The 20,268-nt window shown below is 66.9% G+C and carries 16 protein-coding genes and 1 pseudogene; 6 read left to right on the top strand and 11 right to left on the bottom strand.

The features are described from left to right. Positions 1-116: transposase (locus tag ACLJK8_RS18555; protein ID WP_413151833.1), on the top strand; the 116-nt coding region annotated here is incomplete at its 5' end. 183 nt (positions 117-299) lie between these two features. Beyond that, the gene (locus ACLJK8_RS18550; protein ID WP_413151832.1) at positions 300-1,331 is read left to right on the top strand and encodes a LacI family DNA-binding transcriptional regulator; all 1,032 of its coding nucleotides are present in this window, start codon (positions 300-302) and stop codon (positions 1,329-1,331) included. A gap of 43 nt (positions 1,332-1,374) precedes the next feature. Here ACLJK8_RS18550 and ACLJK8_RS18545 read toward each other — a convergent pair whose 3' ends face one another. The 8 genes from ACLJK8_RS18545 to ACLJK8_RS18510 all read right to left on the bottom strand — a co-directional run bounded on the left by ACLJK8_RS18545 (position 1,375) and on the right by ACLJK8_RS18510 (position 11,061). After that, entirely contained in the window at positions 1,375-2,376 is a 1,002-nt protein-coding gene (locus ACLJK8_RS18545; RefSeq protein WP_413151831.1) for a LysR family transcriptional regulator, read from the bottom strand. 63 nt (positions 2,377-2,439) lie between these two features. Then, positions 2,440-3,849: an NAD(P)/FAD-dependent oxidoreductase gene (locus tag ACLJK8_RS18540; protein ID WP_413151830.1), complete on the bottom strand. Its 1,410-nt coding sequence runs from the start codon at positions 3,847-3,849 to the stop codon at positions 2,440-2,442. Next, entirely contained in the window at positions 3,846-4,619 is a 774-nt protein-coding gene (locus tag ACLJK8_RS18535; protein ID WP_413151829.1) for an NAD(P)-binding domain-containing protein, read from the bottom strand. The genes ACLJK8_RS18540 and ACLJK8_RS18535 overlap by 4 nt, the downstream gene beginning before the upstream one ends. Beyond that, a complete protein-coding gene (locus ACLJK8_RS18530; RefSeq protein WP_413151828.1) occupies positions 4,619-6,127 on the bottom strand; it encodes an aldehyde dehydrogenase in 1,509 nt (502 codons plus the stop codon). Before ACLJK8_RS18530 ends, ACLJK8_RS18535 begins: the two co-directional genes overlap by 1 nt. A gap of 3 nt (positions 6,128-6,130) precedes the next feature. Next, positions 6,131-7,048 (bottom strand): dihydrodipicolinate synthase family protein, encoded by a 918-nt coding sequence (locus tag ACLJK8_RS18525; RefSeq protein ID WP_413151827.1) that lies wholly within the window; start codon positions 7,046-7,048, stop codon positions 6,131-6,133. Between the two features lie 55 nt (positions 7,049-7,103). Further along, entirely contained in the window at positions 7,104-8,924 is a 1,821-nt protein-coding gene (locus ACLJK8_RS18520; protein ID WP_413151826.1) for a TRAP transporter large permease subunit, read from the bottom strand. A 44-nt stretch (positions 8,925-8,968) separates the two neighbouring features. After that, a complete protein-coding gene (gene dctP, locus ACLJK8_RS18515) occupies positions 8,969-9,982 on the bottom strand; it encodes a TRAP transporter substrate-binding protein DctP (RefSeq protein WP_413151825.1) in 1,014 nt (337 codons plus the stop codon). Between the two features lie 173 nt (positions 9,983-10,155). Then, positions 10,156-11,061 (bottom strand): LysR family transcriptional regulator, encoded by a 906-nt coding sequence (locus tag ACLJK8_RS18510; protein ID WP_413151824.1) that lies wholly within the window; start codon positions 11,059-11,061, stop codon positions 10,156-10,158. 115 nt (positions 11,062-11,176) lie between these two features. Here ACLJK8_RS18510 and ACLJK8_RS18505 point away from each other — a divergent pair, with 115 nt between their 5' ends. The 3 genes from ACLJK8_RS18505 (at position 11,177) to ACLJK8_RS18495 (ending at position 15,118) form a co-directional block, all read left to right on the top strand. Further along, on the top strand, positions 11,177-12,406 hold the full coding sequence (locus tag ACLJK8_RS18505) for an aminopeptidase P family protein (RefSeq protein ID WP_413151823.1): 1,230 nt from the start codon (positions 11,177-11,179) through the stop codon (positions 12,404-12,406). A gap of 144 nt (positions 12,407-12,550) precedes the next feature. Next, the gene (locus ACLJK8_RS18500; protein ID WP_413151822.1) at positions 12,551-14,122 is read left to right on the top strand and encodes a BCCT family transporter; all 1,572 of its coding nucleotides are present in this window, start codon (positions 12,551-12,553) and stop codon (positions 14,120-14,122) included. Positions 14,123-14,296: 174 nt separating this feature from the next. Then, the gene (locus ACLJK8_RS18495) at positions 14,297-15,118 is read left to right on the top strand and encodes a creatininase (RefSeq protein WP_413151821.1); all 822 of its coding nucleotides are present in this window, start codon (positions 14,297-14,299) and stop codon (positions 15,116-15,118) included. A gap of 44 nt (positions 15,119-15,162) precedes the next feature. Here ACLJK8_RS18495 and ACLJK8_RS18490 read toward each other — a convergent pair whose 3' ends face one another. Further along, positions 15,163-17,268, bottom strand: coding sequence for a TonB-dependent siderophore receptor (locus ACLJK8_RS18490; RefSeq protein ID WP_413151820.1), 2,106 nt, complete (start codon positions 17,266-17,268; stop codon positions 15,163-15,165). Positions 17,269-17,564: 296 nt separating this feature from the next. Then, on the bottom strand, positions 17,565-18,506 hold the full coding sequence (locus ACLJK8_RS18485; RefSeq protein WP_413151819.1) for an SDR family oxidoreductase: 942 nt from the start codon (positions 18,504-18,506) through the stop codon (positions 17,565-17,567). A gap of 52 nt (positions 18,507-18,558) precedes the next feature. On the opposite strand from ACLJK8_RS18485, the gene ACLJK8_RS18480 reads away from it, so the two are divergent. Further along, complete coding sequence (locus ACLJK8_RS18480; protein WP_413151818.1) at positions 18,559-19,149, top strand: TetR/AcrR family transcriptional regulator; 591 nt, start codon at positions 18,559-18,561, stop codon at positions 19,147-19,149. A 504-nt stretch (positions 19,150-19,653) separates the two neighbouring features. On the opposite strand, the pseudogene ACLJK8_RS18475 reads toward ACLJK8_RS18480, so the two are convergent. Beyond that, positions 19,654-20,150, bottom strand: a pseudogene (locus ACLJK8_RS18475) (transposase); the annotation flags it as partial. Positions 20,151-20,268 lie beyond the last annotated feature (118 nt).

Raw genomic sequence — 20,268 nt, 5'->3', positions numbered from 1 at the left:
AGCGCAAGTTCGGCAGGCTCAAGGACCGGCGCCGCGTCGCCACTCGATACAACCGATGCGCCCACACATTCATGAGTGCCATCCGCATCGCAGCGACCGTCATCTTCTGGTTATGAGTCCTGAGTCTAGAACTGGTACATATATCAGTTCCAAGTTTTGCACGCGATACATTGACGACACATACCCGGTTGATACGAAGGCGGTGCCCGTGAACTTTCATCACAGCGCCCGTATGCGGTATCCTTCGCTCGCGCCGCGCGCCAAAGCGGAGCGGAGTGGAGCGACGAGGGAGGGGTGTCGTGGCGGCGAAGATCAGGAACATGGAAGAATTCTCCGCTGCGAGCGGCATCTCGCGGCCGACGGTCTCGCGGTATTTCAACGACCCGGACAGCGTCCGGAAATCGACGCGGGAGAAGATCGAAGCCGCGCTGAAGAAATTCGACTATCACCCGAACATGTTCGCGATGAACCTGAACCGGAGAAATCCGCGAAACATCGGCGTCATCGTTCCGCGGCTGGTCGATCCCTTCTACGCCGAGGTCGTGCGCCGGATCGAACTCGGCTGCGCGGAGGCCGGCTACTGGGCGATCGTGCTCAGTTCGCACGGTGAGAGCGATCTGGAGGCGAACGCGCTCGATACGCTGCGCTCGCTCCGCATCTCGGGTGCCATCGTGGCGCCGCTCGGAACGGGCGCCAATGTCGCGCGCATCGAGCAGCTGAACGACGAAGTGCCGGTCGTCTTCCTCGACAGCCGGGTGAGCGACCGGATTCCCTTCGTCGGAAACGACAACCGGCGGAGCATCTCGCTCATCGTCGACTACCTCTGCCGCTCCGGCGAGCCGCCCTGTTTCCTCGAGATGCCGCGCGTCAATCAGAACGCGGGCGAGCGGACGGAGGCCTATCTCGAAACGATGGCGCGGCTCGGGGCCGAGCCGCATGTGATCGCGCCTGGCGATCCGGACGCCTGGGGTTTCGAGGAGATCGGCCATGATGTCGCCACGCGGATGCTGCGCGGCGGCGGCTTTCCGACCCGGACGGTGCTCTGCGCGAACGATCGCATGGCGATCGGGATGCTGGCGGCCGCCTATGCGCTCGGCACGCGGGTCGGCATCGGGCCCGGCTCGGAGCTGCGCGTGGCAGGCCACGACGACCACCCGCTCTCCCGCTTCACCTGCCCCGCCCTCACCACGGTGGCGCAGGATTATCAGGGCCTCGCGGCGCGCAGCCTTGCGATGCTGTTCGACCGCATGGAAGGGCGGCGCGGGAGCGACGGGGCCGAGCCGGAACACGGGCTGCTCGAAGCCCGGCTGATGATGCGGGCCTCGGCATAGGAGGCATGGTCCGGAGCGCGAAGCCGGACCGGTGCCCGCTGAGCTAGCGGTCCTCGGGAACGCCGGGCACGGGCTGGTCCGCGCCGTCCGGCTCGCCGCTCTCGGCCGCGTCGCCAATCGTCAGGTCCGCGAGGATGAAATCGACGAACTCGCGGACATGGGGTTTGTCGAGCGCGGCGGTGTTCAGCTTGAGATAGTAGTCGCGCCCGACCGCGAGTGGTTCATCGAACAGGCGGCGCAGCCGTCCGGCCTCGACCTCGCCGCTGACAAGATGATGCCAGCCGAGAATGAGCCCCTCGCCGTTCATCGCCGCGTCCATGAGCGGGCCGTAGCTGTTGCTCACCAGCGAGGGCGCGACCCGGGGGATGGCGAGGCCCTTCGCCTCGAACCAGTTCTCCCAGGTGAAGGGGCGCCAGCCGATCGCCCCGTCGGTCCAGTGCTTGCGATGCAGTTCGAGCAGGTCGGCGCCGGCCAGGCTGCCGGGCCCATCGAAGGGGCCGAACGCGCGCAGGTATTCCGGGCTGCACAGCGGCTCGACGGTTTCGGGGAAGAGGTAGTAGAGCTGCTCCCCGACATCGCAGCGCTCGTTGCCGCAGATGACCGAAACATCGACATCGTCGAAGTTGCGCAGCGCGTCATCCTCGTCCGAGGCCAGCAGCACGAAACGCGCCTCCGGAATTCCGGCCCGGAACCGGTCCACATAGGGTTTCAGCCAGCGCGTCACGGCCGCGTGCGTCCCCGAGCAGGTGATGACCGCGCTCGCGAGCGGCCGCCTGATCGCATCGACCCCGTCGCAGATGTGATCGAGCCCCCGGCTGACCGATCGCAGCAGGAGCTCGCCCGCGGGCGTCAGTTCGAGGCTGTTGTGCTTTCGATGGAAGAGCCGGGTGTCGAGCGCCTTTTCCAGACCGCGGATCTGCTGGCTGATCGCGGCCTGGGTGACGTGCAGCTCCTCGCCGGCCAGCGTGAAGCTCAGATGTTTCGCGGCCACCTCGAAGGTGGCGAAGGTTCCGAGCGAGGGCAGGTAGCGGCGCTTGATCTGCATGGCCAAGTCTAGGCGTCACCGCCCGCGCCCGGCAAGCGTCTCGGCGCCGCTCCCGGCCCTGGTCTATTCCTTTCGCGCCCGCCATTCCTTCCAGCGCAGATAGGCGGTCGCGCCCAGCTTCGCGAGCGGCGCGGGCGGCAGGCGGGTCGGCCGGGGCTGACCCGCGAAGAACCGCGTCACCGCCGAGCTTTCGCCGCGGGCGGTCTCGGCCGCCGCGATCCCGGTCAGGGTGCCACGCGCGGTGCCGAGGCCGTTCTGGCAGCAGGCGGCGAAGACGCCGTCCTCGATTTCGCCGGTCACCGAGACGCCGTTGCGCGACAGGCAGAGATGGCCCGACCAGCTATGCTCCATCCTCACGTCACTGAGCGCGGGGAAGCGGTCCTCGAACTTCTCGCGCATGACCCTGGTCGCGCGCCGCATCGTCGTCTCGGAGCTTTCCATGCCGGGACAGAATTCGGCGCAGGTCCGGACCACGATCCGGTGGCCACCCTGATCCGGCCCGATGCGGCGCACGGTGGTTCCCATGGGATCGGAGGGCGTGATGCCCCACCGCGCCTGCCCGCCCAGCCGCCGGACCGCGTCCGCGTCCAGTTCGCGCGTCATGCTGGCGAAGAGGAAGATATGCATGAGCCGTCCACGCGCGATGCCGAAGCTCTCGACATGGCCATTGTTCGCCAGGATGATCCGGGCGGTGGACACCGACCCGGCCGGCGTCCGGACCCGCCAGCCGGCGCCCTCGCGCTGGAAGCCGGTGACCGGGCTCTCCTCGTGGATCGCAACATGATTAATCGCGGCCTGCCGCGAGAGACCCTCGGCGAGCCCGCGAACGTATCCCGCGGGCTGCAGCAGGACCGTTCCCGGCGTATGCAGCCCGGAGAGGTAGTACCGGCTGCCGGTCAGCTCGGACATCGCCTGCTGGTCCAGCATTTCATGCGCTTCGCCGAGGCCCCGCAGATGCTCCGCGTAGGAGAGGTTGCGCGCATGGGCGCCCTCGGTGACCGCGCCGTTGGTCTTGCCGATCGGATCGAAATAGCCCGGGGCGATCCCGTACTCCTCGACCGCCCGACGCGCGAATTCGATGGCGGCGCGGTTGAGCCTGATCAGGCCGCCGTCCCCGCCTTCGCCTCCAGCTTCGCCCCCGGCTTCGGCCCCGGCTTCGCCGCCGTAATCGTCCGAGGTAAGGTCATGCGGCAGGTCGATCATGAAGCCGGAATTGCGCCCCGCCGCGCCCTCGCCGACGCGGCCGGCATCGAGGACGACGATCCTAGCCGAAGGGTCCAGCTGGAAGAGCCGCCGCGCGGCCGACAATCCGGCGAAGCCCGCGCCGATCACGGTGAAATCGGCCGTGATGTCGCCCCGGAGCGGCCGGGGCGCCGGAGAAGGGCCGAGGATCGCGTTCCAGCCCGCTCCACCGGCATGGACCGGCAGCCGCTTCGCCACGAAGCCGCCCGCGGGCATCGGTTCGCGGGTCATCGCGTCTTCTCGGGAAGGCCGAGGCGGGCGCGCAGGCCGTCGAGCCCATCGCTCAGCGCCGCGGGAGTTCCATTGTCCGCCAGCGCCTTGCTGAGCGTGTAGTTCAGGCCCCCCTCGGTTCCGAGACCCGCGCGCATCCGCGCCAGATCGGGTGCGTCCGGGGCGGTCAGCATCCGGCAATAGCCGCCCAGCAGCCCCGCGAGATAGCTGGCCGCCGCCGCGCGGTCGCCGGTGAACTCGGCGAGCCAGGTCGCGCCCACGTCGATCTGGTCGAGCAGCGGCAGGAGCAGGCCGGTCGCCGCGAAATGCGCGTTCAGCGCCTCTTCCGAGGGACAGGCATGGATGGTCGCATGCGGCCCGAACAGCTCGGCCAGCGCGCGGCTCGCCGGATAGGCGGCGAGCGGCGTGCCGCCAAGCGGCAGCGGCGGCAGCGGGATCGCCACACAGATGTCGGTCGCGGGCGCGCAGGCCCGCGACAATTCATCGAGCGACATGCCCGCCATGACCGAGATCACCGCCTGATCCGCGCGAAAGCGCAACCCGGGCAGTTCCCGCCGCGCCGTTTCGGCCAGGAGGCACAGGACGACGACATCGCTCGCGTCCAAAACCTCCTGATTGTCGGCGCGGCGCAGGCCGGGATGGGCCCGCTCCAGCCGGGCGGACACCTCCTCGTTGCGGCGGGAAACCGTGATCGCGTGGCCATCCCCGGCGATGGTCCCGATCATCGCCGAGGCGATCTCGCCAGCGCCGATGAAGCCGACCCGGGCCATCAGGCCACCCCGGCGTCGATCGTGTCGGTCAGGTCGATCCAGATCGTCTTCAGCTGGGTATACTGGTCATGCGCGTGGATCGAGTTGTCGCGCCCGCCGAAGCCCGACTGCCGATAGCCGCCGAACGGGGTGCTGATGTCGCCTTCGCCGAAGCTGTTGACCGTGACGGTGCCCGCCCGGATCGCGCGCGCGCCCCGGATCGCCCGCTTGGCATTGGCGGTGAAGATCGAGGCTGCGAGGCCGTATTCGGTGTCATTGGCAACCGCGATCGCCTCGTCGAAGCCACCGACGGTGATGACGGAGAGGACCGGGCCGAAGATCTCCTCGCGCGCCAGCACGTTGTCATTGGTGCCCACGTCGATGACCGTCGGCTCGACGAAGGCGCCGTCGCTGTCGCCGCCGCCCATGACGATCTGGCCCTTCTCGGCCCGGGCGAGATAGCCGCGAACCTTGTCGAAATGCGCCTTCGAGACCAGCGCGCCGACGCGGACCGAAGGGTCGAGCGGATCGCCGACGTTCCAGGCCCGCGCATGGGCCCGGACCTTGTCGAGCAGCGTCTCCTTGACGGCGCGGTGCACGATCAGGCGCGAGGCGGCGGAGCAGTTCTCGCCCATGTTCCAGAAGGCGCCGTTGACGACATGCTGGGCGACGCTGTCGAGATCCTCGGCGTCGTCCATCACGACGCAGGGATTCTTGCCGCCCATCTCCAGCACGACCTCCTTCAGGTTGCTGTCGGCCGAATAGCGGAGGAAGCGGCGGCCGGTCGCGGTCGATCCGGTGAAGGAGACCATGTCCACGTCCGGGTGCTTTCCCAACGGCTCGCCGACCTCGGCGCCACCGCCGGTCACGACGTTGAGCACGCCCGCCGGCAGACCGGCCTCATGGGCCAGTTCCGCCACGCGCAGCGCGGTCAGCGTCGTTTCCTCGGCCGGCTTCACGACGACCGAGCAGCCGGCGGCGAGCGCCGGGCCGATCTTCCAGGCCAGCATCAGCAGCGGGAAGTTCCAGGGCAGCACCAGGCCGACGACGCCGACCGGCTCGCGCACCACCATGGCGATATGGTCGTCGGAGGCGGGCGAGACCTGATCGTAGATCTTGTCGATCAGCTCGGCATGCCATCTCAGGCAGTGGATTGTCTCCGGCACGTCAACGGTTTCGCAATCATAGATGGTCTTGCCGGAATCGAGGCTCTCCAGCACCGCGAGTTCGTGGCTATCGCGCTCCAGCAGCCGGCAGAGCCGCAACAGCGCCTCCTTGCGCTCGCCCGGTCGCAGTCCCGACCAGCGCCCGTCGTCGAAGGCTTCGCGCGCCTTGGAAACGGCGAAATCCACATCCTCCGCGTCGCAGGCGGCGATGTCGGCCAGTTTCTCGCCGGTCGCCGGATTGACGGATTCGAAGGTCCTGCCCGACTTCGCGGGCCGGAAACCACCGTCGATGAAGGCGCTCGTCGGCGGGGTCAGCTCGCGCGCGATGGCGGCGTATTCGTCGCGTGTCAGAAGGTCGCCCATGTCTCAGTTCCCCGCCTTGATATCCGCGATCGAGCGCTTCAGCGCGCGCACGACCTGTTCTAGTTCCCGCTTGTCGTCCTTGTTGAGCCCGCGCAGCGGCGGGCGCATCGGCCCGGCGCGCAGCCCCGCCATCTCGACGCCGTGCTTGACGCACTGGATGAACTTGCCCCCCTGCTCCAGCACCCGCATCAGCGGCATCATCGCCGACATGATCCGGCGGCCCTTGGCGAAATCGCCATTGAGGACGCAGGTCTCGTACATGAAGACATGCTCCTCCGGCAGGAAGTTCGATCCGGCACAGATCCAGCTTTGGGCGCCCCAGGCGAAGAATTCGAGCGCCTGATCGTCCATGCCGCAGGACATCTGGATATGCGGATAGTCGCGCGCCAGCAGATGGACGCGGTTGATGTCGCCCGAGCTTTCCTTGATGCCGATGACGTTGCGGGAGCGGCCGACGATGTCGAGGAATTCCGTCCCCATCTCGACGCCCATGCGGCCGGGATAGTTGTAGAGGATGATCGGCAGGTCGGCGGCACGGTCGATGGCAAGCGCGTTCAGCGCGTTCTCACGCTCGGTCGGCACCGAATAGGGCGGCGTCCCGAGCAGGATGCCATCGGCGCCGATCTCCCGCGCGCCCGCCGCCAGCGCCAGCGAATCCGGCGTCCGGAGCGCGCCCGTGCCGACGAAGAGCGGCAGGCGGCCGTTCAGGCGCTCCTTGATGAAGCGCGCGAGTTCAAGGCGTTCCTCGACGGTCTGGGCATAGTTCTCGGCCGTCGATCCGCCCGAGATCAGGCCATGCACGCCGCTCCCGACCAGATGCTCGACCACATCCGCCAGCCCGTCCAGATCGAAGGCGCCGTCCGGCTTCATCGGCGTGACGATGGGGGTATGGATCCCTTCCAGCTTGAATCTGGGCATCATGAGGCATTCCCGTTGTTGTCGTTTGTCTTGAGATCGGCGTTTTCGGTCGAGACTGTCATTCGATGAAACCGAAGAGCCGCGGCAGGTACAAGGCGAGCGGTGACCAGTAGGTGGTCAGCAGCATGACCGGCAGCGCGCCGAAGGTCATGAAGTAGAACGCGGGCCCGATCACTTCCGGCATCTTCACCCGGCCGACCCGGCAGGCCATGAAGAGGATCGGCGCCATCGGCGGGCTGTTCGCGCCGATCACGACGCTGGTGCCGATGATCGCGGCGAAATGGATCGGATCGACGCCGATCTCGGCCATGACGGGCACCATGAGCGGGCTGACGATGGCGATGACGCTGACATCGTCCATGATCATGCCGAGCAGGATCAGGAAGACATTGACCATGAGCAGGATGACGACCGGGCTCTGGAAGCTGCCGAGCAGGAATTCGGTCAGCTGCTGCGGCACGCGTTCGATGGTGAAGATGCGGCTCGCGACGAAGGAGAAGAGCAGGATGATCATGATGACGCCGGTCGTCGCCGCCGCCTCGACGATCGCGTTGAAGATCATCCTCGGCTTCAGGTCGCGATAGACGAAGAGCCCGACCGGGATCGCATAGACCACGGAGACCGCCGCCGCCTCGGTCGGCGTGAAGATGCCGCCGTAGATCCCGCCGAGGATGATGACCGGCAGCATCAGAGCCGGGATCGCCTTCCATCCGGTTGTGCCGATCTCGGACATGCGCTGACCCCAGGGCATCTTCTCGTCATCGCCGCCCAGTTTGCGCGCGACATGCAGCCGGTTCAACAGCGCCAGCACGATCATGAGCGCGATCCCCGGCCCGATCGTCGCGAGGAAGCAGGCAGCGACCGACTGGCGCGTGACGACCGCGTAGAGGATCATGGTGATCGACGGCGGAATGAGCAGGCCGAGGAGCGACGAGACGCCCAGCATGGCGCTGGTATAGCCGCGCGTGTAGCCGTGCCGTTCCATCGGCTCGATCAGGATCGATCCGATCGAGGCCACCGCCGCGGAGGCCGTCCCGGAGATGGCGCCGAAGATGCCGCAGGAGACGATCATCGACGAGCCCATGCCGGTCCGGGACTTGCCGACCAGCGCCTCGACGAAGTTGACGAGGCGCCGGGCGATGCCCCCGGTCTCCATCAGATAGCCGGTCATCACGAAGAGCGGCAGCGCGAGGAGGATGACCGAGTTCACGGTCCAGTAGCCGGTGATCATCGGCATCGACCAGGCGACGTCGTAGAAGAAGGTCAGGATCACCACCATCGCGGCGAAGGCGAAGACCACGGGCACGCCGATCAGCATGAAGACGATCAGCGCCACGATTGCGAAGAGAGCTTCCATGACGATTACTCCACGACCCGTTGCGCGTCGTCGCGCGGGGGGGGGTCCGGACAGCAGGATCACGAGGTCACGCAAGAGGTAGAGCGTCAGTGTCACCGCCGCGACCAGGAGGCTGATCTGCGACACCCAGAACGGCAGGCCGAAAACCGGCGTCTCCTGCCCGCGCGACAGGCCGAAGGCGATGAAATCGCTGGCCCAGTAGCAGAACGCCAGCGATGCGAGGATCGAGACGATCGTCGAGGCGATCGCCGCCACCCGCCGGATTGTCGGATCATCGGTCATCACATCGACGAAATCCGCCTTGAGATGCGAGCCGTCGCGCGAGGCCAGGACCGCGCCCAGCATGTAGAACCACATGATCGCGAGCAGCATGATCTCTTCCAGCCCGAAGACCGGCTGACCCAGAACGGCGCGCGAGACGATGCCGATCGCGAGCAAGAGCGCGACGCCGAGACCGATCACAACGACGACCGGCCGGATGATCCGAATCAGAATCTCGTCGAGAACCCTGAAGGCTTGCATCCTTCCTCCCCCTGTTTTTGGATTTTCCGTCTTGCCCCTTGGCGTCACTCGCCGGGGACCGAGGCATTCGCGCGCACGACATCCATGATCTCGGCGCCGAGGCTCGCTTCGATCCCCGGCCAGACCTCGGCGCGGACCCGCTCCACCCAGGCGGTCATTTCCGCGTCGCTCGGCACGACGTATTCCATGCCGTCCGCCTGCGCGGCGGCGATCCAGCGCTCGTCCTCGGCGCGCGCCTCCTGGAACTGACGGTCGATCACGTCGCGCGCCGCGGTCTCCACGATCGCGCGGTCGGCCGCGTCCATCTCGTCCCAGACCTTGTCGCTCATCAGCAGGCTGTAGGACGAGAAATTGTGCGAGGACTGGACGAAGTAATCCAGAACGTCGCCGAAATACTGGTAGTCCCAGTAGATCACGTTGGACGAGTCGCCGTCGACGACCCCGGTCTGCAGCGATGTGTAGACTTCGGCCCAGTCGATCGGGACGGCCTCGAACCCCATGGCGTTCACGGTCTGCGGCAGGGGAAAGACCGGCTGCGAGCGGACCTTGATCCCGCGGGCCGCTTCGACATTCGTCGCGTGCCGGCCCTGCGTCGCGATACCGCCGAAACCCTCGGGGAAGGGGCCGATGTACTTCAGCCCGATCTCCTCGTAGATCGGCGCCATCAGCTCCCGCACCCAGCCGTCGGGCGAGAAGGCGGCGATGGCATCGTCCCAGCCGAGCACCAAATAGGGGATGTAGTTCACGCCGATGCGCTGGTCGTAGGAGGTTTGCGGCCAGGTGATCATCATGTCGATGTTGCCGCGCAGCAGCTGGTCGAACAGTTCCTGCTGCCCGCCGAGCTCGCCCTGATAGAACACCTCGACCTGCATCCGGCCGGCCGAGGCCTCCTCGATCAGCGACTCCCAGCGCCGCATGGCGGTTCCGATCGGCGAGTCGTGATCGCCCGCCTCGCTCGTCAGGATGAGCTTGTACTCCGTTTCGCTGGCGTCCGCCGTCCCCGCGACGAGGATTGTCGCGGCGCAGGCGATGGCGCCGATGCCGAAATGCTTTGCCATGAGCCTCCCTTTCCCGAGCCGACCCCAATGTTCCGGCCCCCGTTTCCGGAAAGATCCGCGGGAGGGGGGTTTGGCGCAAACGAGAATGCCCAGCGGCCAGGCATTAGCCGAGGCTTATCCCTACCCCGCCATTCCGCTCGGCACGGCCGGCAAGCCGACGCGGAAGGGGTGTGTCAGCCCGCGGAGCCCATCTCGCTCCGCGTGTCGAGCAGCCAGGCGCGGAAGGCTTCGGCGGCCTTCCGTTCGGGCGGGGTTGCCAGGGAGCGTTCCAGAAGGTGATAGCCGCGGTCGTCGTGGACGGTGATCTCCGACAACTGCCTGAGCCGCCCCGCCCGGACGTCATCGCCGATCAGCGCGACCGGGCAGAGCGCCACGCCCTGGCCCGCGAGCGCCGCGGCGCGGAGCAGGTTGAAGTCCTCGAACACCGGCCCCGGCAGCACCTCGGGCGCCTCGATCCCGGCCCGCCGCAGCCATTCGCGCCAGCCGTCGAGGTTAGAATCGTGCAGGAGGCCGGCCGCGAGCAGCGCCGGTCCGAGGTCCCCGCACGGGATCTCGGCGGCCAGTCGCGGATTGCAGACCGGCGCGCTCATCCCCGGCAGAAACGGTGTCGCCCGGACACCCTCGACGGCGGGCGCCCCCTCCGAGAACACCACGGCGAAGTCGATGTCGGTGAAATCGATCCGCTGGCCGTGGATCGCATAGACGATCCGGATGTCGATCCCCGGATGCCGCGCGCGGAAATCCGCGAGCCGCGGCACGAGCCAGCAGACCGCGATCGAGGGGATCGCGGCGATCACCAGCGTCGGCGGCCCCGAGGCGCGGCGCGCGCGGCGGCAGGCTTGCTCGATCTCGGCGAAGGAAGCGCCCAGCGTCCGCGCCAGCGCGTCGCCGTGGGGCAGGAGGCGGAGCCGGTTGCCCTCGCGCGCGAAGAGCGGGCCGCCGAGCCAGGTCTCGAACTGGCGCATCTGGTGGCTGACGGCGGATTGGGTGACGCAGAGCTCCTCGGCGGCGGCGCTGAAGCTGCCGTGGCGGGCCGCCGCCTCGAAGACGCGCAGAGCGTTCAGCGGAACCTGGGTCATGCGTTGGCCTCCATGAGCTCAGCTCATGCTCACACGAGAAACCGTCTTTTGACAAGCCGGGCCGCCATGGGCATCCTCAAGCCAACTCGAACATCGATGACATGGAGGATGTGGAATGGAGCGCGAGCGTTTTCAGGACTACACCGGCAATGGCGCCAGGGTGAAACCGACCTTCTCGGCCGCCGAGATGGAACGCCGTCAGGACGCGATCCGCGCCCATATGGCCGAGGCGGGCATCGACGCGGCGCTCTTCACCTCGTATCACAACATCAACTACTACGCGGATTTCCTCTACTGCCAGTTCGGCCGCCGCTACGGTTTCGTCATCACCCATGACGGCGCGACCAGCGTCAGCGCCGGCATCGACGGCGGCCAGCCCTGGCGGCGCACCTTCGGCGGCAATGTCACCTACACCGACTGGAGCCGGGACAACTATTTCCACGCCGTCCGCCAGCTCGTCGGCGGGGCGAAGCGCATCGGGATCGAATTCGATCACGTCAACATCGATCTCCTGAACCTGCTCCGGACGGAGTTCCCGGGCGTCGATTTCGTCGACATCGCCGCGCCTGCGATGCGGCTCCGGATGGTCAAGTCGGCGGAGGAGATCGCCCATATCACCGAGATGGCGCGGATCGCCGATGTCGGCGGCGCCGCCTGCGTCGAGGCGACGGCGGTCGGCGTGCCCGAGCATGAGGTGGCGCTGCATTCGACCGCGACCATGGTGCGCGAGATCGCCCGGACCTGGCCGCATGCCGAACTGCTCGACACCTGGACCTGGTTCCAGTCGGGCATCAACACCGACGGCGCCCACAACCCGGTGACGAGCCGGCGGATCGGGCGCGGCGACATCCTCTCGCTCAACTGCTTCCCGATGGTGGCGGGCTATTACGTGGCGCTCGAACGGACGCTCTTCGCCGAGACCGCCAGCGATGAACACATCCGGCTCTGGGAGATCAACTGCCGCGTCCACGACCGCGGCAAGGAACTGCTCGTGCCGGGCAACCGCTGCTCGGACATCGCGAAGGAGCTGAACGAGATCTACGCGACCGAGAACCTTCTGCGGTTCCGCTCCTTCGGCTATGGCCATTCCTTCGGCGTGCTCTGCCATTACTACGGCCGCGAGGCGGGGCTGGAGCTGCGCGAGGACTGCGACACCGTGCTGGAGCCGGGAATGGTCGTCTCGATGGAGCCCATGATCACCATCCCGGAGAGCATGCCGGGCGCCGGCGGCTACCGCGAGCACGACATCCTCGTCATCACCGAGGAGGGCAACCGGAACATCACCGGCTTCCCCTACGGCCCCGAGCACCTGATCGTGCAAGGCAAGGCCGCCAAGGTCGCCTGAGCCGGTCGGGCCTCCGTTCCAGCGTTACCGCGCGGCGATCCCGCCGCGCGGTAACACTGGACCAAAGGGCCCAGCCGGGAACGACAAGAACGAGCCCCGCCCCGCGCACCCGCGCATCCACGCCCAAGCCGGAGGAAGCAGTCCATGGTTATCCAGTCCGGTCCGTTCAGGGGGATCAATCCCTACTCGTCCCTGATCTCGGCCGCCGTCGTCTTCGTCTTCATCGCCGTGACTCTCGGCTTTCCGGAGCAGTCTGCGCGGCTCATCGACGAGGCCAGGACCTTCGTCACCTTCTACGCCGGCTGGTGGTACGTCGCGCTCGCGGGGCTGTTTCTGGTCTTTCTGATCTGGATCGCCGCCAGCAAATACGGCACGCTCCGCCTCGGTGACCCGGACGAACGGCCGAAATACAGTTACTTCACCTGGTTCGCGATGCTCTACGCCGCGGGCCAGGGTATCGGCATCATCTTCTGGTCGATCGCCGAGCCGGTCTTCCACTACGCGGACGGCTCACCATTCGGTGCGAGCCAGGAAAGCGAGGCGGCGGCGCGGAAGGCGCTCGAAATCGCGTTCTTTCACTGGGGACTCAATGCCTGGGCGATCTACTGCGTCGCAGCGCTGGCTTTGGCCTTCGTCGCCTATCGGCTGAAGAAGCCGCTTGGCATCCGCTATACGCTCTATCCGCTTCTCGGCGATCGCGTGGAGGGCTGGATCGGCACTCTGATCGACGTGATCGCCGTCTTTGCCACGCTGTTCGGGATCGCCACTTCGCTCGGCCTCGGCGTGCAGCAGATCAATTCCGGGCTCAACTCGATCTGGGGCATTCCGATCTCACCGCAGGTCCAGCTGATCCTGATCGTCGCCATCACCGCCATCGCGCTCTGCTCGGTCCTGTCCGGGCTGGACCGCGGGATCAAGTGGCTCTCCGAGGTCAACATGTGGCTGACGCTGGCTCTGCTGGTCTTCTTCTTCGTCTGGGGGCCGACGCGCTATCTGCTCTGGTCGCTCCTGACCGTCAGCGGCACCTATCTGTACAACCTCCTGCCGCTGAACCTCTACGTAGAATCGGTTCCGGCCGGCGACGACGCCACGTGGCGCGACATGTGGCAGGGCTGGTGGACGGTCTTCTACTGGGGCTGGTGGATATCCTGGGCGCCGTTCGTCGGCGTGTTCGTGGCCCGCGTGTCGCGCGGACGGACCATCCGGGAATTCGTCTTCGGTGTGGTCGGCGTCTCCTCGCTCCTCTCCTTCGTCTGGATCGCCGCCTATGGCGGGACGGCACTCAACGCCGAGTTGACCGGAACGGCCGGGATCGTCACCTCGGTCAAGGACAATGTCGCCACGGCACTCTATGCGACCTTCGACTCCATGGAACTCGGCTTTCTCGGCGTAGTCGCGGCCGTCGCCGGCACGATCCTCGTGATCACCTATTTCGTGACCTCCTCGGACTCCGGCACGCTCGTCGTCACGACGATCCTCAGCGAAGGCAACGAGCATCCGCTCCACCGCCACCGCACGATCTGGGGAATTCTGGAGGGGGTTATCGCGGCGGTGCTGCTGGTGGTCGGCGGCAGCGCGGCGCTCAGCACGCTGCAGACAGCTGCGATCATCGCCGCCCTGCCGTTCTCCGTCATCCTCGTGCTGATGTGCGTGTCGATCGCAAAGAGCGCCGCGGCCGAGTACCGGGCGGAGATGCCCGGCACGGGCGCGGCCTGAGGATGCGCTAGACGACGTGGTTCCCGCGCGGNGTGCGTGTCGATCGCAAAGAGCGCCGCGGCCGAGTACCGGGCGGAGATGCCCGGCACGGGCGCGGCCTGAGGATGCGCTAGACGACGTGGTTCCCGCGCGGGAACCACGTCGGGCATCGCGAAAAGGGCAAAGGGGGCTCACATGAAGACCAGCGTATTCATCGGCGAGATGGACTGGAAGACCTATGCCGACCGGGTGAGCGACGGCGGCGCGCCGGTCCTGCTGCCGGTCGGCGCGCTCGAGCAGCACGGGCACCACATGAGCATGAACGTGGACGTGCTCTTGCCGGTCGCGGTCTGCGAACGGGTGGCGAAGCGGATCGGCGCGTTGGTGGCGCCGGCGCTGCAATACGGCTACAAATCGCAGCAGAAGTCGGGCGGAGGCAATCACTTCCCCGGCACGACGAGCCTCGACGGCGCGACGGTGACCAGCACCGTCCGCGACATCATCCGCGAGCTCGCCCGACATGGCGTGCGCCGGCTGGGTGTCATGAACGGGCATTTCGAGAATACGATGTTCCTGGTCGAAGGCATCGACCTCGGCTTGCGCGACCTGCGCTACGCGGGCATCGACGACTTCCGCGTAACGGTCCTGTCCTACTGGGATTTCATCAACGACCCGACCGTGATCGGAGAGCTCTATCCCGAAGGCTTTCTCGGCTGGGACATCGAGCACGGCGGGGTATTCGAGACCTCGCTCATGCTCGCCCTCTACCCTGAACTGGTGGACATGGACCGGGTGAAGGATCACGCGCCTGCGACGTTCCCGCCCTATGACAGCTTCCCGGTCATCCCCGAGCGCACACCCGCCCCGGGCACGCTTTCGTCGGCGAAGGCAGCGAGCGTCGAGAAGGGACGGCTCATCCTGGATGTCTGTGTCGCCGGCATCACCGACGCGCTCCGCCACGAGTTCGGGCTCGTCGAGCCGACACCGGAACTCGAGCGGCCCGCTGTGACCGCCTGACCCGAGCCGCCGCCCGCGCACCGTTATCCACCAGGTGGTGAGCTTCAGAACGCCAGGCTCACCGTCAACTGGACCTGCCGCTCGTCGCCCTTGGCGCATCCGCCGCCGGCGTAGCAGATCGAGTAGTAGTCGTTGTCGAAGAGGTTCGTCACATTGACCGCCGCCTCGGCCCCGCCTCGGGCGTAGCGCAGCGCCGCGTCGACCTGGGTATGCGCCGGTGTCTCGCGGGTATTGGTCGAATCGCCATAGCTCGATCCCACATAGCGCACGCCCGCGCCGAAGCTCAGCCCGTCGAGCCGCGTGGTCTGGAAGGCGTAGTTCGCCCAGAGCGACGCCTCGTGCTCGGGAACGAGCGCCGGACGGTTGCCCTCGTCGCCGTCGTTGCTCGAGGTGATCTCGGCGTCGATGTAGCTGTAGCCCGCCACCGCCGACAGGCCCTCGGCGAGCGAGACATTCGCTTCCAGTTCCAGGCCGCGATGGCGGACCTCGCCGGTCTGGACCCAGAAGCCCATGTTGTCGGGGTCGGTCGTCAGCACGTTGGTCTTGTCGATCTGGTAGAGCGCCGCCGAGAACAGCGCATTGAACGTCTCCGGCCGCCAGCGCAGCCCGGCCTCGACCTGCTCCGCCTCGGTCGGCTCATAGAGCGTGCCGTCGAACTCCGCCCCGGTGTCGACCACGAACCCCGTCGCATAGCTCGCATAAGGGGTGATGCCCCCCGGAAGATCATAGGTGGCACCGACATCCCAGACGAGCTTCCGGTCGTCCTGGCTGGTGTCGTCGCCGGCGAAATGATCGTCGAACCGGTTCTCGACCCAGGTCTGGCGCAGGCCGAAGCTCGCGAAGAGCCGGTCGGTCAGCTCGACCTGGTTGTGCGCGTAGACGCCGTACTGTTCGACGGTCTGCACGCCGTCGTAGTAGATGCCTGGGTCGGGCATCGGGAAATCGAGAACCGGGTTCTCGATCGGGATCACGTAGCTCGCATCGTAGCCATATTCGGAATCCGCCTCCATCCGGCTGTAGTCGAAGCCTAGGACCAGCGTGTTCTCCATTGCCCCGAGCGCGAAGTCGACCTGCGCCTGGGTATCGACCGCCGCCGTCTCCGCCGTCTCGCTGACCGAGAAATCGGCGAAGTTCATCTCGGTATCGGAGGTCATGCCGTTGAAGTAGAAGTCGCGGTAATCCGTCTCCTGCCGCGCGACGCGGGCCTGCTGCCGGATCACGACGCCCGACGCCAGTTCGTGCGAGAAGAGATAGCCCGCAGAGGCCATGTCCGCGTCGAAATGCGCGACCTCGGGCGAGGTGTCCCAAATGCAGCCCGGAAGATCTCCGCTCGAGACCGGATAATCCTCACCCGGGACCGGCCGGTAGAGCCCGGGCGTGGTACCGTCGCTCTGGAAATTGGTGAGGACGGTGATCTCCGTGCGATCATCCGGCCGCCAGGTCAGCGCCGGGGCGATCAGCTGGCGATCGTCCTCGGAGTTCTCGACCCCGGTTTCGCCATCGCGCCAGAGCCCGGTCAGCCGCCAGGCGAGTGCCCCGCCCTCGCCGACCGGGCCGCCGACATCGATGCCGGCCTGATAGGAATCGAACGGCCCGTAGGTCAGGAAACCGCTCCGGAGCGGCTCGAAGCTCGGACGCTTGGTGACCGCGTTGACGATCCCGCCCGGGTCTGTCTCGCCGTAGAGCACCGCGTTCGGCCCCTTCAGCACGTCGATGCCTTCGAGCGTATAGGGCTCCATGACGAAGCCGGAAAAGCCGATCACCTTCTGCGGCAGCCCGTCGCGATAGGTGCCATAGGGGCCGATGTCGAAGCCGCGCACGAGGAACTGGGTGAAACGCGCGTCCTGGCCCCAGGGCGAGGACACGATGCCGGGCGCATAGGAGATCGCCTGCTCTAGGCTCCGCGGCCGGCGCTGCTCGAGCGATTCCCGGGTGATGATCGAGACCGCCTGCGGGATCCTCTCGATCGGCGTGTCGGTCTTGGTGGCGATCGCCGAGGAGATCGGCACGAGCCCGTCGTCCTGCGCCGCGTCGATGCTGATCGTGGGCAACACGAGGGTATCCGCGAAATCCTCGGGCGCCTGCGCGCCCGCCGCGCCGCCGATGACAAGAACCGCGGGCATGGCCGCGATGATCACGCTTGGTCTCACTATATGTCTCCGAATGTCAGGGGAGTTCGCCGGCGAGGACCGGGGCGCCCGCGTCGGCGCGGTGCGCTGGCCGATCCGGTAGAGGCGGAGGAGCGGGTCATCGGGAATCCGATCAGCTGGGCGAGGGAGCGAACGGTCTGCCTGGCGGTAAGCTGAGTGGACGGGGGACCATAGGCCGTCCGGCCCGCCCGCGAAAGAGGCGGGCCCGGAGAAAACCGTCCGCCTCCCCCCGACTTCCACGACGCGGCGGAGCCTCGCTCGGGGCGCGCATGGTGCCGGGGTGACGCGGCCCGGGCTTACCGGTAGCCGGTGGCATCCGCCGGTTCGCCGGCATCCTGCACCTCGACGATGTAGCGCCAGGCGTCGGGGCGGGAGCCGTCGAGGTCGGTGAAACCGTAGACCCGCGCCAGCCCGCCGCTGGAGAGTGAGCACCCGTTCCATCGCGCCCGTTGCACGTCACAGGCCAGCGCCGCCACCGCGCGGCCAACGAAGCGCGGGGATTCCGAGATGACGAAATGCGGGACCTTCACCGTCGCCGCGCGCCAGTTCCCCTCCGTCACCCCGAAGTGGTCGAGCATCATCTCCGAACGCAGCCAGCCGGGCGTCAGCGAGACCGAGGTCGCGCCATGTCGCGCCAGATCCTTCGCATGCGCCCAGGCCATCCGGTTCACCGCCACCTTCGCGAGGTCGTAGAAAGGTGAGAGCCGGTAATGCTCGGCGTTATACTCGGCCGTGCCGTCGGTGACCTCGACCAGGAGGCCGCCCTCCCGCTCGATCATCAGCGGCAGGGCGAAATGGGCCGTGATGAGATGGGTGTCGATGCCGAGCCTGAGGAGGCCCAGGCCGTTCTCGAGATCGTGCTCCCAGACGGATTTGTCCCATTCGAACAGCTTCTCTCCGCCCCAGACGTCATTGACGAGGATGTCGAGCCGACCTTGATCGGCGCGGATCCGCTCGACCAAACCCCGAACCTCGTCGGCGACCAGATGGTCGACGCGCAGCGCGATGCCCTTCCCGCCGGCCGCCGAAACCAGTTCGGCGGTCTCCTCGATCGTCTCCTGCCGCCGGTATTCCGACTGCCGGTCACGCGTCGTCCGGCCGGTCACATAGACCGTCGCCCCCGCCGCGCCCAGTTCCATCGCGATCCCCCGACCGGCGCCCCGCGTCGCACCTGCGACCAGCGCGATCTTGCCCACGAGCCCCATCGCCACCTCCGATCCCGCGAGAACGACTGGCATCCATCGATCGCCTCATTTATAAATGATCATTCGGTTATTAACGGAAGTCAAGATGCCCCGACCGAAGACACAGTCCGACGAAGCGGTCCTGGCAACGGCGCTCGCGCTGATGACCGAGCGCGGGCCGGAGGCCCTGACCTTCGCCAGCCTGGCGGAGCGCTGCGGCCTGTCCGGCGCCACGCTGGTCCAGCGTTTCGGGAACAAGGTCGAATTGAAGCGAAGCGCGCTGCTCCACGCCTGGGATCGGCTCGACGAAGAGACCGTGCGTCTCGCGGAGGCGGTCCCGAGAACCCCGGATGGCGCGATCGAGATGCTGGTCGGGCTCTCGGCCCAGTATGGCGAGATCGAAGGCTACGCGGACACGCTGCGCCTTCTGCGGGAGGATCTGCGCGACCCGGTTCTGCGGAGCCGCGGCGTCGCCTGGATGGAGACCCTGCGCCGTGCTCTCGGCGCGTGCTTCGCGGACACCCCCGACCTTCCCGAAAGCGCCGGCCTGATCCTCGCAACGCAGTGGCAGGGATCCCTGCTCTGGTGGAGTTTCGATCCGAGCCGAAGGATCGAACTGCATGTCAGGGAGAGCTTGCGCGGTTTCATCTCCTTCATGCGGGAATCCCGAACCCGCGCAGCGTCCCCTGAGCGATGACGGCGGTTCGGGGGGCGTTTCAGCTGAGTACCTCGAAAAGCCTCGCCCTCGGGGCGGTTTGCTGATTCACTCTCGGTCAGGGATCTGCCCGGGAGATCGGCATGCCGAGGCAGCCTGGGTTCTTTGACTTCGACGACCGGATGAGGCGACCGAGCGAACTTGGCGACCGGCTCGAGGCTTTCGCAGAGGCGGTGGATTTCGAGATGTTCCGGCCCGAGCTCGAGGCGGCGCTGAACCGTTCAGTTGGAACCAAGGGCGGCGGCCCACCCTTCGATCCGGTCATGAGAGCTATCGCTGAATCAGGACGCGTCACCCAAATTCAGCCATAGCTCCGTGTTCTCCGACATCGGACACGCCGCCGAGCCAACCGAAGGGAACACGCATCGTCGGTCGCCCGTGATCTTCTTCGCAGAATGAATCAGCTGCACGGCCCGCCTTCCGATCGTGCCCCATCTGTTGGTGTAGCTCACGGCGGGCCTGGCGCTGACTGGCGGGCGGAGCTGGTCAGTCGCGCTGAGCGGCAGGCAAGCTGACGGTGAGATCATCGCGGATCGGCGCGAGCGTTTCCAGCGTGAGATAGCGACCGCGCTGGACAGTCCATTCCTCGGTCTGCTCCATGAGGATAGCCCCGACGAGCCGCCGGATCGACGCCTCGTTCGGGAAGATCCCGGCGACATCGGTGCGCCGCTTGATCTCGCCGTTCAGACGCTCGATCGGATTCGTTGAGTGTAACTTCGCTCGGTGCTGCTGGGGAAAGGTCATGTAGGCGAGCACGTCCTCCTCGGCCGTATCCATGAGCATGGCGAGCTTCGGCACCTTGCTCCGCACCTGGTCGGCGACCAGGCGCCACTGGGCCGAGGCGGCCGCGTGGTCGGGCTGGGCGAAGGCGGTGGCGATGAAGGCGGACACCGTGAGCCAAGGGAACGCCAATGGTCCGAGAGACATTGGCGAACGCGGCTGTTCTTGCCGGCATGGGCCAGCGCATTCCTTTGAAAATGCACGACGGGGCCGTTGAAGAATACCCTGGTGATCAGGCTTTGCCGGCCACCGGCACCACTCGCCATCGGAACATCGGCATTGCAATCAGGTCCGCGATTGCGCCGAGCATTATGAGGAACG

This window comes from Amaricoccus sp. W119 (genome assembly GCF_047275745.1).
Classification (GTDB): domain Bacteria; phylum Pseudomonadota; class Alphaproteobacteria; order Rhodobacterales; family Rhodobacteraceae; genus Amaricoccus.
This window is presented reverse-complemented; position numbering and strand designations above follow the sequence as displayed.

Bases quoted from the DNA above. Each gene is read 5' to 3' on its own strand.
- ACLJK8_RS18545 (WP_413151831.1), bottom strand. From the start codon at position 2,376: ATGCAGATCAAGCGCCGCTACCTGCCCTCGCTCGGAACCTTCGCCACC.
- ACLJK8_RS18540 (WP_413151830.1), bottom strand. From the start codon at position 3,849: ATGACCCGCGAACCGATGCCCGCGGGCGGCTTCGTGGCGAAGCGGCTG.
- ACLJK8_RS18535 (WP_413151829.1), bottom strand. From the start codon at position 4,619: ATGGCCCGGGTCGGCTTCATCGGCGCTGGCGAGATCGCCTCGGCGATG.
- ACLJK8_RS18530 (WP_413151828.1), bottom strand. From the start codon at position 6,127: ATGGGCGACCTTCTGACACGCGACGAATACGCCGCCATCGCGCGCGAG.
- ACLJK8_RS18525 (WP_413151827.1), bottom strand. From the start codon at position 7,048: ATGATGCCCAGATTCAAGCTGGAAGGGATCCATACCCCCATCGTCACG.
- ACLJK8_RS18520 (WP_413151826.1), bottom strand. From the start codon at position 8,924: ATGCAAGCCTTCAGGGTTCTCGACGAGATTCTGATTCGGATCATCCGG.
- dctP (WP_413151825.1), bottom strand. From the start codon at position 9,982: ATGGCAAAGCATTTCGGCATCGGCGCCATCGCCTGCGCCGCGACAATC.
- ACLJK8_RS18510 (WP_413151824.1), bottom strand. From the start codon at position 11,061: ATGACCCAGGTTCCGCTGAACGCTCTGCGCGTCTTCGAGGCGGCGGCC.
- ACLJK8_RS18505 (WP_413151823.1), top strand. From the start codon at position 11,177: ATGGAGCGCGAGCGTTTTCAGGACTACACCGGCAATGGCGCCAGGGTG.
- ACLJK8_RS18500 (WP_413151822.1), top strand. From the start codon at position 12,551: ATGGTTATCCAGTCCGGTCCGTTCAGGGGGATCAATCCCTACTCGTCC.
- ACLJK8_RS18495 (WP_413151821.1), top strand. From the start codon at position 14,297: ATGAAGACCAGCGTATTCATCGGCGAGATGGACTGGAAGACCTATGCC.
- ACLJK8_RS18485 (WP_413151819.1), bottom strand. From the start codon at position 18,506: ATGCCAGTCGTTCTCGCGGGATCGGAGGTGGCGATGGGGCTCGTGGGC.
- ACLJK8_RS18480 (WP_413151818.1), top strand. From the start codon at position 18,559: ATGCCCCGACCGAAGACACAGTCCGACGAAGCGGTCCTGGCAACGGCG.